At 37.6% G+C, this 13,010-nt stretch carries 8 protein-coding genes; all 8 read left to right on the forward strand.

From position 1 onward, the window contains the following. Positions 1 to 22: 22 nt before the first annotated feature. The 8 genes from ACIEHO_RS01430 (at position 23) to ACIEHO_RS01465 (ending at position 12,851) form a co-directional block, all read left to right on the forward strand. Positions 23 to 331: a TusE/DsrC/DsvC family sulfur relay protein gene (locus tag ACIEHO_RS01430; RefSeq protein WP_406967893.1), complete on the forward strand. Its 309-nt coding sequence runs from the start codon at positions 23 to 25 to the stop codon at positions 329 to 331. Positions 332 to 352: 21 nt separating this feature from the next. Beyond that, positions 353 to 826, forward strand: coding sequence for a DsrE/DsrF/DrsH-like family protein (locus ACIEHO_RS01435; RefSeq protein WP_406967895.1), 474 nt, complete (start codon positions 353 to 355; stop codon positions 824 to 826). Between the two features lie 199 nt (positions 827 to 1,025). Continuing rightward, entirely contained in the window at positions 1,026 to 3,326 is a 2,301-nt protein-coding gene (locus ACIEHO_RS01440) for an NADP-dependent malic enzyme (RefSeq protein WP_406967897.1), read from the forward strand. Between the two features lie 51 nt (positions 3,327 to 3,377). Further along, positions 3,378 to 3,959: a Holliday junction branch migration protein RuvA gene (gene ruvA, locus ACIEHO_RS01445; protein WP_406967899.1), complete on the forward strand. Its 582-nt coding sequence runs from the start codon at positions 3,378 to 3,380 to the stop codon at positions 3,957 to 3,959. Positions 3,960 to 3,964: 5 nt separating this feature from the next. Continuing rightward, positions 3,965 to 11,251, forward strand: a complete 7,287-nt coding sequence (sov, locus tag ACIEHO_RS01450) for a T9SS outer membrane translocon Sov/SprA (RefSeq protein ID WP_406967901.1) — start codon at positions 3,965 to 3,967, stop codon at positions 11,249 to 11,251. Positions 11,252 to 11,321: 70 nt separating this feature from the next. Continuing rightward, entirely contained in the window at positions 11,322 to 11,702 is a 381-nt protein-coding gene (gene gcvH, locus ACIEHO_RS01455) for a glycine cleavage system protein GcvH (RefSeq protein WP_406967903.1), read from the forward strand. Then, the gene (locus ACIEHO_RS01460; protein WP_406967905.1) at positions 11,695 to 12,072 is read left to right on the forward strand and encodes a VanZ family protein; all 378 of its coding nucleotides are present in this window, start codon (positions 11,695 to 11,697) and stop codon (positions 12,070 to 12,072) included. Before gcvH ends, ACIEHO_RS01460 begins: the two co-directional genes overlap by 8 nt. 59 nt (positions 12,073 to 12,131) lie before the next feature. After that, positions 12,132 to 12,851, forward strand: a complete 720-nt coding sequence (locus ACIEHO_RS01465) for an energy transducer TonB (protein ID WP_406967907.1) — start codon at positions 12,132 to 12,134, stop codon at positions 12,849 to 12,851. Positions 12,852 to 13,010 lie beyond the last annotated feature (159 nt).

Here is a 13,010-nt window from a genome sequence, read left to right on the forward strand (position 1 = left end):
TAAATATTTAAATTTTATAATCATGAAAAAAGTAATCGCAAATAAAGAAGTAGATGTTAATGAAGAAGGATACCTAGTTGATTTTAAACAATGGGATCAAGAAATCGGTAAAACTTTAGCCGAAGAGTTAAGTATTTCCATGACAGATAAGCATTGGGAAGTGATAGATTATATCCACGATAAATATCAAAATGAAGAACCATTATCAATAAGAGGTATTAAAAAAAGTGGTGTTATAAATATTAAGGAGTTTTACAGCTTATTTCCAGGAGGACCACTAAAAAAAGCAACACTTATTGCGGGAATTCCTAAACCCAAAAGTTGTATTTAAATCATCGAAAAAACAGAAATTATGGGTACAAAAGTTAAAAAAATGCTTTTCATATTATCGAAAGCAACAATTGAAAATGCTTATGCAGCCTTTGTAATGGCAAATGGTGCAAGAATGGAAGGCATTGAATCCGAGATATTTTTTACTTTTTTTGGATTAGAAGCTATTCAAAAGAAAAAGTTAGAACGCTTGCATGTAGCAACCGTAGGTAATCCAGGAATGCACATTCCTACAATGTTAGGCGGCTTGCCAGGAGTTGAGGCATTGGCAACAAAAATGATGAAGAAAGAAATGGATAAATTGGATATGCCACCAATAGGAGAGTTTTTAGAAATACTATCAGATTCGGGTTGCAAACTTTGGGCCTGTAAGTTAGCAGTAGATATGTTTCACTTAAAGGAAGAAGACCTTATTGATGAATTGGATGGTATTTTGACAATTGGAGACTTTTACAGTAGAGCCGATCAAGAAGGGTGCCAATTATTATTTATATAAGACTTAGCCAGTTATTATTATTAAAAAAGACTTTCAAAAATTGGAAGTCTTTTTGGTTAATAGTATTTAGTATTTTGAATACTACTGGGGTTTTAAAAAATTCCTTTTTATTAAAAAAAGAATTAATCAATTTTCATAAAGAATGGGGGTAACCATAAATAGGATTATTATATTTGTTTGGTATAATTAACATAATCCCATGAGCGAAGAAAGTAAACGTAGAGAAGCCCTTATATATCATGCAAAACCTGTTCCGGGTAAAATAAAAGTAGTCCCAACAAAAAAATATGCATCCCAAAGAGATTTGTCTTTGGCCTACTCGCCTGGAGTAGCCGAACCATGTCTGGAAATTGAAAAGGATAAAGACAATGCCTATAAATACACAGCTAAAGGAAATTTGGTTGCCGTCATATCAAATGGTACAGCGGTTTTAGGGCTAGGAAATATTGGTCCAGAAGCTTCAAAACCGGTAATGGAAGGTAAAGGCTTATTATTTAAAATCTTTGCCGATATCGATGTTTTTGATATTGAAGTGGATACGGAAAATGTTGATGAGTTCATTGCAACGGTTAAAAATATAGCACCTACTTTCGGAGGGATTAACCTGGAAGACATTAAGGCGCCTGGCGCTTTTGAAATTGAACGCCGTTTAAAGGAGGAGCTCGATATTCCCGTAATGCATGACGATCAGCACGGTACAGCCATCATTTCCGCCGCAGCATTAATTAATGCTTTAGAGTTGACCAAAAAGAAAATTGAAGAGGTAAAAATTGTAATAAGTGGAGCAGGTGCTGCCGCTATTTCGTGTTCTCGTTTGTATCAGGCTTTTGGTGCTAAACGCGAGAATATGGTTATGTTAGATAGTAAAGGTGTTATTCGTGAAGATCGCGATAACCTTTCTTCTGAAAAAGCTGAATTTGCCACGCATAGAAAAATTGATACCCTTGATGAAGCTATGGTAGATTCCGATGTGTTTATTGGCTTGTCTATGGCCGATGTGTTATCTCCAGATATGCTTAAATCCATGGCAAATGACCCTATTGTTTTTGCTATGGCAAATCCAAATCCAGAGATAAAATACGATTTGGCTACTGCTACACGTAAAGATGTTATTATGGCAACAGGCCGTAGCGACCATCCTAATCAGGTGAACAACGTGCTTGGTTTTCCGTTTATATTTAGAGGCGCTTTGGATGTGCGAGCTACAAAAATCAATGAAGCCATGAAAATGGCTGCAGTAGAGGCTTTAGCAAATTTAGCAAAAGAACCCGTGCCAGAACAGGTAAACATTGCTTATGGGGAAACCCGCTTAACATTCGGTAGAGATTACATTATTCCTAAACCATTCGACCCTAGATTAATCGCAGAAGTACCACCTGCAGTTGCGAAAGCAGCTATGGAGAGTGGTGTGGCTAAATCTCCAATTACCGATTGGGAAGATTATAAAGATGTTCTTAGAGAGCGTTTAGGCTCTGATAATAAATTGGTCAGGTTATTGCTAAACCGTGCAAAAATTAATCCAAAACGTGTAGTTTTTGCAGAGGCCGATCAGCTTGCTGTTATTAAAGCTGCACAAATTGTTTATGAAGAAGGCGTGGCTATCCCTATTTTACTGGGAAGAATAGATACCATTAAAAGTTTAATGGAGGAAATTGAGTTTGAAGCTGATGATGTTTTAATAATAGACCCCAAAACTGAAGAGGAAAACGACCGAAAAAATAAATACGCCAAAGTATATTGGGAGCAAAGTAAACGTCATGGGGTAACATATTATTCCGCACAGCGATTGATGCGTGAACGTAATTATTTTGCGGCCATGATGGTGAATGAAGGTGATGCCGATGCTTTAATTTCGGGTTATTCCAGAAATTACCCAAGTGTAGTAAAACCTATGCTGGAGTTAATTGGAATGGCAGATGGCGTAAATAGAGTGGCGACTACCAATGTGATGATGACCAAACGTGGTCCGTTGTTTTTGAGTGATACATCCATCAATATTGATCCGGATTCTAAGGTGTTGACCAAGATTGCTCAAATGACTTCGCAGGTGGTTAAAATGTTTGGAATGACCCCCGTAATGGCTATGATTTCATATTCAAACTTTGGTTCGTCAACTTACGAAAAAGCTTCAAAAGTTCGCGATGCGGTGGCCAACCTCCATCGTTATTATCCAGATATGATTGTTGATGGCGAATTGCAAACCGATTTTGCCCTAAACGACGAAATGTTGAAAGAGCGTTTTCCGTTTTCAAAATTAGTTGGCAAAAAAGTAAACACACTTATTTTTCCAAATTTAGATTCTGCAAATATCACCTACAAGCTCTTAAAGGCTTTAAATGAAGCAGAATCCATTGGGCCAATCATGATGGGTATGCGAAAACCAGTACACATTCTTCAGTTAGGCGCTAGTGTTGATGAGATTGTTAATATGACGGCAATTGCTGTTATTGACGCACAGCACAAGGAACAATTGGATAAAGAAAAGGCAATGGCAAACTAATTCAATTGAAAATAATTTTATTACATTTGGTCGGTTAACGAAGTGCTGTAGATGATAACACATATTCAAGGGAAACTTACTGAAAAAAATCCAACACATGTGGTTATTGATTGTAATGGAGTGGGGTATGTACTTCATATTTCATTGCATACCTATTCGCAAATACCTGATGCCGAGAGTTTAAAGCTGTTTGCTCATCTTCAAGTTAAAGAAGACTCTCATACACTTTATGGTTTTTCATCTATTACAGAGCGCGAAATTTTCAGGTTGCTGCTTTCTGTAAGCGGTATTGGTGCCAGTACCGCGCGTACCATGCTGTCGTCTTTAACACCAAAAGAGGTTAGGGAAGGTATTGCGAAAGGCGATGTTGCCTTAATACAATCCATTAAAGGGATTGGCGCAAAAACGGCACAGCGCGTTATTATTGACCTCAAGGATAAAATTTTAAAGATTTACGATATTGACGAAGTTTCTGTTTCAAAAGACAATACCAACAAAGATGAAGCGTTATCTGCTTTAGAAGTGCTTGGTTTTGCCAAAAAACAAGCAGAACGTGTGATAGATAAGATTGTGGCGACCCAACCCGATGCCAACGTTGAAACTATTATAAAACAAGCTCTAAAAAATTTATAATTATTTTGAACAGAACTAACCGAAAATCTTATAAACATTATACTTTTTTAGCTTTTGTTTTGTGTTTTGCCATTGGGTCTTGGGGGCAAGAGCCGGCTCAAGATTCTTTGCAAACGGGTTATAACGTTGGGAGATTAAAAGTGCCAAACCCCGACAGTATTGAATCCAAATATACATACGACCCAGTAACCGACAGGTATATTTACACAGAAAAAATAGGAAGCTTCAACATTAACTACCCCATAATTTTAACACCTGACGAATACTACGCTTTGGTGGCGAGGGAAAATCTAAAAGGCTATTACAAAGAAAAGATTGATGCTTTTGATGGAAAAAAGGAAGGCTCAGAAGAAGAGCAGAAAAACCTTTTGCCTGAATTTTACGTGAAATCCGATTTTTTTGAAACTATTTTTGGTAGTAATGTTATTGAAGTCGTACCTCAAGGTTCGGTTGAAATGGATTTGGGGATTTTATTTTCCAAACAAGATAATCCATCCTTTTCACCACGAAATAGAAGCAACTTCACCTTCGATTTCGACCAACGTATTAGTTTAAGTTTATTGGGTAAAGTGGGTACACGCCTTCAAGTAACCGCAAATTACGATACACAATCTACCTTTGATTTTCAAAATTTAATCAAGTTAGAATATACCCCAACAGAAGACGATATCATTCAAAAAATAGAAGTAGGTAATGTTAGTATGCCTTTAAATAGTTCTTTGATTACCGGGGCGCAAAGCTTGTTTGGTGTGAAAGCGCAGCTTCAATTCGGAAAAACTACGGTTACAGGTGTGTTTTCAGAACAAAAATCACAAGGCAACACCGTTGTAGCTCAGGGTGGCGGAACATTGGAAGAATTTGAATTGTTCGCCAGAGATTACGATGAAAACAGGCACTTTTTTTTAGCGCAATATTTTAGGGATACCTATGATGCTTCTTTGGCAAACTACCCATTTATAAACAACAAAGGATTACAGATAACGAGATTGGAAGTTTGGGTAACCAACAGAAGTAACCGTACTGAAAATGTTAGAAATATCGTGGCACTTCAAGATTTAGGGGAGAGCGATAAAGTATATTCTAATGTTGGCGTGTCTGCTGGTCCGGGTGCTTTCCCGGATAATGGAAATAATGCATTCAACCCTACATCTATTGGTTCAGGGTCAGTGCTTACTGAACAGATTAGAGATATTTCCACGGCAGGACAAGGGTTTGGAAGTTTGTCATCAGAAGTGAATGAAGGCTTTGATTACGCTAAACTGGAAAATGCTAGAAAACTAAATCAGGGACAAGAATATACCTTGAATACCGAATTAGGCTATATTTCGTTAAACCAGCGCTTAAATAACGATGAAATTCTAGCGGTTGCTTTTCAATATACAGTTGGAGGTAATGTTTACCAAGTTGGCGAATTTGCCAATGATGGTGTTGATGCTACCGACGTTGAAACCAATAGTCAAGGCCAGGTAACTTCGGTTGTTAACTCTAGCTTAATATTAAAGATGCTAAAGAGTAGCATCACAAATGTAGACTTACCGGTTTGGGACTTAATGATGAAAAACATCTATGACACGGGCGCGTACAATTTAAGTCAGGAAGATTTTAAACTGAACATTTTTTACAACGAAGCGTCACCGTTGAATTATATTGAACCTGTTGGCGGTTCTGGTTTTGAATTCGATATCAATGGAAACCCAGTCAATGGGGCCACCCCAGAAGACGATTTAATTCAAAACTCACCACTTTTAAGAGTCTTCAATTTAGATAAGTTGAATTTTAACAACGACCCGCAAACACGCGGTGATGGCTTTTTCGATTTTGTTCCCAGAATTACTGTTATTCCGCAAAACGGAAAGATTGTGTTTACCAGTGCCGAACCGTTTGGTGAATATCTCTTCAACGTTTTGGGAACGGGAACTTACGACAATAACACCACATGGAACGAAAACCAACAAAAATATGTTTTCAGTACGCTATATAACAGTACAAAAACTGCGGCGTTAGAAGAGGCAGAAAAAAACAAATTCAAAATTAAAGGACGCTACAAATCGAGTGGTGGAGACGGTATTCCAATAGGTTCATTTAATGTTCCAAGAGGCTCGGTGCGTGTTACTGCTGGTGGTCGCGTGCTGGTTGAAGGCATTGATTATACGGTGAATTATCAGTTGGGACGTGTTCAAATTTTAGATGAAGCTTTAAAAGCATCAAACACGCCAATTGAGGTTTCAACAGAAAACAATGCCGTTTTCGGTCAGCAAACCCGCCGTTTTACAGGATTTAATATTGAACATAAATTCAACGAAAACTTTGTATTGGGCGGTACACTTTTAAATCTAAACGAACGCCCAATCACACAAAAGGCGAATTACGGATCGGAGTCTATTAACAATACTATATTTGGTTTCAATGGAAATTACGCCACCAAAGTGCCTTTTTTAACACGTTTGGCTAATAAACTGCCCAATATCGATACCGATGTAGAATCTAATTTATCGCTTCGAGGTGAATTCGCTTATTTAGCGCCAGGAGCTCCAAAAGGAACCAATTTAAATGGCGAGGCTACCTCGTATATCGATGATTTTGAGGGTTCGCAAAACGGTATCGATTTAACCTCGCAGCAATCGTGGTTTTTATCAAGTAGACCAGTTGACCTTAGAGGCGATGGTGTAAACCCAGACCCAGAAGAGGATAATATAATAAATAACGGTTTTGGCAGGGCCATGCTAAACTGGTATGTTATCGATCCTATTTTTTATACGAACAGACGTCCCGATGGTATAACCGACGATGACCTTTCAAATCTATATACAAGTCGAGTATTTATTAACGAATTGTTTCCTGATAGGGATATTGTACAAGGTCAGAATTCAGTATTGTACTCGCTAGACTTGGCTTATTATCCAGACGAGAGAGGGCCATATAACTTTGACCCTAACACTGCCGATGGTACAATTTCTGATCCTGAAAATTCATGGGCAGGCATCACGCGACAAATCACATCAACCGATTTTGAACAACAAAATGTAGAATATATCGATTTTTGGCTGCAAGACCCCTTTCAGGGTAATCCTAACAATCCAGGAGGTAAACTGGTGTTTAACCTTGGGAATATTTCGGAAGATATTGTTCGAGATGGTAAAAAACTATACGAGAATGGCCTGCCAGAAGATGGGAACATAGATTTATTGCGCAAAACAACATGGGGTACCGTTACACCTCAAAACCAAAGTTTGGTCTATGCTTTCGATACCACTGGGCAAGAACGCGCCAATCAAGATGTAGGATATGATGGGTATAGCGATAATGATGAGGCTCCAATTTTAGAAAACCCAGATAATGACCCGAACATCAATCAGCTTAATACTATATATTCTGATTTTAGAGATTTAGAAGACCCTTCAAACGATAACTACACCTATTTCTTAAACGCTGAAGGTGGTATTTTTGAGCGTTACAAAAGATTTAATGGGGTAGATGGCAACACGCCCGACACCTTTTCAAATACAAATAGAGGCGCCAACACACAACCCGATGTCGAAGACATTAATCGTGACAACACCATGAACACGATTGATAGCTATTTTGAATATGAATTAAATCTTACCAGACAAAATTTGCCAGAAACCCTTGAGGAATTTGAAAACCTTCCGGATTCCAATCCATTAAAGCAATTTTTAAGGGACTTTAAACAAAGACAGCGTAGTTTTCCAAATGGCGATTCTGAAAATGTAAGGTGGTATCAGTTTAGAATTCCTGTTGAGGGTGCTCACGCCAAAGCAATTGGAGGGATTAGCGATTTAAGGTCGGTGCGATTTACAAGAATTTATCTAAAAGAATTTCAAGAGCCAACTGTATTCCGTTTTGGTACATTAGATTTGGTGCGTAGTGATTGGAGAAGATTCACCCAGCCTCTAGACAAAGATGACCCAGATCCAAGTGACCCTCAAACTGATTTTTCGGTTGGTGTTATAGGAACCATTGAAAACGAAGGAAGCTACGACAGGCCACCTGGTATTGAGCCTGAAGAGTTGTTTAATAACAACACCGTGGTACGTCAAAATGAACAATCTTTAGTAACAAAAGTATGTAACCTAGAATCTGAAGATGCCAGAGCGGCATTCAAAAACATTGATTTGGATATGCGCCAATACAAACGCATCAGGATGTTTATGCATGCTGAAGACGGCGATGATTCAGGTACAGGAAATCTAACCGATGGCGATTTGGTTGGTTTTATCAGGATGGGTAATGACCTTACTGAAAACTATTATCAAATTGAAATACCGCTGGTAGTTTCAACTTCAACAACAAGAGAAGGACTCTGGCCAACCGAAAATGAAATAAACCTGCCTATTGAAATATTGGGAAAAGTTAAGGCACAAGGCATTTCAGATATGACTTTAGCCAATGAAGACCCAACCTTTTATGACATCGTAGATGGCGAATTGGTTTTAGCGACCAACCCTTTTGGGGGTTATACCATCAACCAACATCGTGTGGGGGTAAAGGGGAATCCGAGTTTTGGTGATATTAGAACCTTAATGGTTGGTGTAAAAAATGCATCGGGTGATGATAATACTTGCGCCGAAATTTGGTTTAATGAATTACGTCTTTCCGATTTAGATAATGAAGGCGGTTGGGCGGCTGTAGTTAGTATGGACGGTAATATTGCCGATTTTGCAAACGTTAGTGCTACAGCAAGACAAAGCACCTCTGGTTTTGGTGGCTTAGAGCAAGGGCCTAGCCAACGTAGTTTAGAGGATGTAAAGCAGTATGATGTTGTAACGAATGTTAATGTTGGTCAACTTTTACCAAAGGAATGGGGTATACAATTACCGTTTAATTATGGACAAAGTGAAGAGTTGATTACACCAAAGTACGATCAATTTTATAAAGATTTGACCTTGGATTCGAGATTGGAAGCCGCCAATGATAATGCTCAACGTGAAAGGGTAAAAAAGCAATCGGAAGATTATACCAAGCGACAAAGCATTAACTTTATTGGGGTTAGAAAAAATAGGACTACAGATAAAGAACCTCGTTTTTATGACGTTGAGAATGTTACTTTAAACTACTCTTATAATAAAGTGGAGCACCGTGATTTCGAAATTGAAAACTCGGTAAACAAAACCTTAAGGGTTGGAGCCAATTACGCACATAATTTCAATCCAGTAAAAGTAGAGCCTTTTAAAAATAACGATTCACTTTTTAGAAATAAATATTGGAAAATCATTAAAGATTTCAACCTAAATTTAATGCCATCTAGTTTTGTCGTAAATACCGATATTAATAGGCAATTCAACAGGCAAAAGTTTAGAGAAGTTGATTTAACAGGTGATAATATTGGTATTGAAGAGTTGTTCAGAAGAAATTATACGTTCGATTTTCAATACACTATCAATTACAATTTAACTGATGCCTTACAGCTTAACTTTACGGCCGCAAACAACAACATTGTTAGAAATTATTTTAAAGACAACGATTTAATCCGAGGCGAACAGGACGACAGATTGGATGTTTGGGATGGCTTGTTGGATGTGGGCGACCCGAATAGGCAAACCCAAAACCTGGGTGTCACCTATCAATTGCCAATAAACAAAATTCCAACCTTTAGTTTTATTGATGCTACTTATCAATATACTGGAAGTTTCCAATGGCAAAAGGGATCGGATTTGTTTGGGAATGTTGAATTGGATGGGCAATTCTATGATCTTGGAAATACCGTCCAAAACTCCAACGTGCACAATATTAATGTGTCATTGGACATGAACCAATTCTATAAACACATTGGGTTGGTTAAAAAACCTGTTAGAACGGTGAGGCGAAGAGCAGCAACACCTGGTGGACTTCCGGAAGGTAATGCGAAAAATAATAAAGCTCCAAAACCCAAAAATAAATCACTAACAAAAATATTAAATGCTGGTGTTGATATTTTAACCAGCGTAAAGCGAATCCAGGCAAGCTACTCTGAAAACAACGGAATATTTTTACCTGGTTACACCAGAACACCTGGTTTTATAGGAACACTAAAGCCAACCGTTGGCTTTACTTTTGGTAGCCAGAGCGATGTACGCTATCTAGCGGCAAGACGTGGTTGGTTAACTGTTTTTCCAGAGTTTAATCAGCAATACACAGCTACAAACACCAAGCAATTGGATTTATCGGCCAGTTTGCAACCTGTTACGGATTTAAAAATTGATTTAATTGGAAATAGGGCTTATTATGAAAATTATGCCGAAAATTATAATGTACAAAATGGCATTTATAATTCATTAACTCCAAATACATTTGGGAATTTTAATATTTCAACGGTGTTGATTAAAACGGCATTTAGTAAAAGTGACGAAACACAATCTGCTGCGTTTAATGATTTTAGGTCAAACAGGTTGAAGGTGGCAGAGCGTTTGGCAGAAGAATTTTATGGCACAACAGCCTATGAAAGAGACCCAGAAGATAATTTCCCTTTAGGTTTTGGAAAAAATAGCCAAAAAGTTCTGTTACCAGCATTTTTAGCAGCCTATTCTGGGCAAGATGCCAACAAGGTCAAAACTTCTGCTTTTAGAGATGTACCTATACCAAACTGGGATTTAAAGTACACGGGCTTCATGAAGTTCGAGTGGTTTAAAAAACGTTTTAAACGATTCTCGTTAACGCATGGGTACCGTTCAACTTATACCGTTAATCAATTCAATACCAATTTAAATTTAACCGAAAGCGACGTGCCTGTTCCCGGAGCATCATATTCTGATCAAGTGCCAGGGTCAAAAGACCAATCAGGTAATTTTAAAAATGCCCGTTTGTTTAGTAATATTAATTTAACGGAAATGTTCAGTCCGTTGGTGCGATTGGATTTTGAAATGAATAACTCGGTAAAAATTCTGGCTGAGATTAAAAAGGACCGACTGCTTTCATTAAGTTTTGATAATAATTTAATGACAGAAGTGTTGGGTAACGAATATGTTTTAGGGTTAGGCTATCGCATAAAAGATTTGCGTATCCGTTCTAAACTGGCCGGGCCGCGTAAACGCATTGTAAGCGATTTGAATATGAAAGCTGATATCTCGGTGCGTGACAATAAAACCATCATCAGGTATTTAGATTTAGAGAACAATCAAATCACCTCTGGCCAAACCATTTGGGGCCTGAAATATTCGGCTGATTATGCTTTTAGTAAAAACCTAACCGGTATCTTTTATTTCGATTACACGTTTTCCGATTATGCTATTTCAACGGCATTTCCACAAACAACTATTCGGTCTGGGCTTACTCTAAGGTATAATTTCGGCAATTAACACACTTTATATTTGAATTTTACAAGTGAATAGATACATTTGCTGAAATAAAATTTAATAAAAAAATAATATGAACATTCCTTCCGAATTAAAGTATACAAAAGACCACGAGTGGGTGTCTATTGAGGATGATATTGCCACCATTGGAATAACCGATTTTGCGCAAAGCGAATTGGGTGATATTGTTTATGTAGAGGTTGAAACTTTGGACGAGACTTTGGATGCCGAAGAAATTTTTGGAACGGTTGAGGCCGTAAAGACGGTATCCGACTTGTTTTTGCCACTTTCAGGTGAAGTTATTGAGTTTAACGAATCGTTGGAAGATGAGCCAGAAAAAGTAAATACGGACCCCTACGGTAAAGGCTGGATGATAAAAGTGAAATTGTCGGATGCTGAAGAGGTAAACGGATTGATGTCTGCTGATGATTATAAGGCTCTCATAGGTGCTTAAAAAGCTAATTCTCTGGGTAACTTTATTGTATACTTTGGCTCTAACAGCCATGTGCCTTGTACGTTTAAAAGATGTTCCTAATCTTGGGGTCTCTTTTGGCGATAAGCTATTTCACTTTTTGGCCTATGGTCTTTTAACCTGTTTATGGTTTGGCACTTTCTTTTTTAATATGAGGCTTAAAAAATCTAAAGCTATTGGATATGCATTGATTTTCTCAATGATTTTTGGTATAATTATTGAAGTATTACAAGGTACGGCCACAGATTATAGAGCTTTTGATGTTTATGATGTCCTTGCCAATGGTTTCGGTGCTTTATTAACTGCCGTAGCACTGTGGTTGAGTGAAAAATTACAAGTTAAAAACCAATAAAGACTTGCTTTTTTGGCAAATAAATGGTTAAATTAGCAATCTTGATAAACGAATAAATTATGGAACCTAAAAAAAATCCTAAAGCAAATGTTGGACGTAACAGTTCACTTTATTTCGCCATTGGCTTAGCGTTAATGCTATTCATTACCAATTATGCCATTAATTACAAAACCTATGATAAATCTGATATAGATATAGGTATGGTAAATATGGAGGAGGAGCTTGAAGAAGAAATTCCTTTAACAGAACAAATACAAACCCCGCCACCTCCACCGCCACCACCAGCCGCACCTGAGGTGATTGAAATTGTTGAAGATGAAGTTGAGGTTGAAGAAACGGTAATAGAATCTACAGAGGTTGATCAAGAAACTGAAATCGTAGAGGTGGAAGAAGTTGAGGTTGTAGAGGTTGAGGAAGATATTGATGTACCATTTTCAGTAATTGAAAATGTGCCGGTTTTTCCAGGTTGTGAAAAAGGAAGTAACAACGAGAAAAGAGCATGTATGTCTAAAAAAATATCTCAATTTGTAAATAAAAAGTTTAATACAGATTTGGCCAGCGATTTAGGTTTATCAGGAAGACAACGTATTAATGTTATTTTTAAAATAGACAAAACAGGTACAGTTACAGGTATTCGTGCCAGAGCACCGCACCCAGGTTTAGAAAGAGAAGCTAAGCGTGTTATTGGACTGTTGCCAAAAATGAAACCAGGTAAGCAACGTGGTAAGCCAGTAAACGTTCCTTACTCTTTACCAATTATTTTCCAAGTTCAAGATTAACTTGAAAAAATATTCATTAATGCGATTAGCATTAATGATTTAATAGAAATTGTCATTCCCGCGGAAGCGGGAATCCAAAAAAATAAATATTAGCCCTGAGAAAACCTCAGGGCTTTTTTCATAAAATCAAAATCCCGTTACGAACTGTAACGGGATTTC

It is taken from the genome of Flavisericum labens (assembly GCF_045446075.1).
Taxonomy (GTDB): domain Bacteria; phylum Bacteroidota; class Bacteroidia; order Flavobacteriales; family Flavobacteriaceae; genus Flavisericum; species Flavisericum labens.

What these genes read in the sequence shown, in the direction of transcription:
- ACIEHO_RS01430 (WP_406967893.1), top strand. Translation starts at nt 23, where the DNA reads ATGAAAAAAGTAATCGCAAATAAAGAAGTAGATGTTAATGAAGAAGGA.
- ACIEHO_RS01435 (WP_406967895.1), top strand. Translation starts at nt 353, where the DNA reads ATGGGTACAAAAGTTAAAAAAATGCTTTTCATATTATCGAAAGCAACA.
- ACIEHO_RS01440 (WP_406967897.1), top strand. Translation starts at nt 1,026, where the DNA reads ATGAGCGAAGAAAGTAAACGTAGAGAAGCCCTTATATATCATGCAAAA.
- ruvA (WP_406967899.1), top strand. Translation starts at nt 3,378, where the DNA reads ATGATAACACATATTCAAGGGAAACTTACTGAAAAAAATCCAACACAT.
- gcvH (WP_406967903.1), top strand. Translation starts at nt 11,322, where the DNA reads ATGAACATTCCTTCCGAATTAAAGTATACAAAAGACCACGAGTGGGTG.
- ACIEHO_RS01465 (WP_406967907.1), top strand. Translation starts at nt 12,132, where the DNA reads ATGGAACCTAAAAAAAATCCTAAAGCAAATGTTGGACGTAACAGTTCA.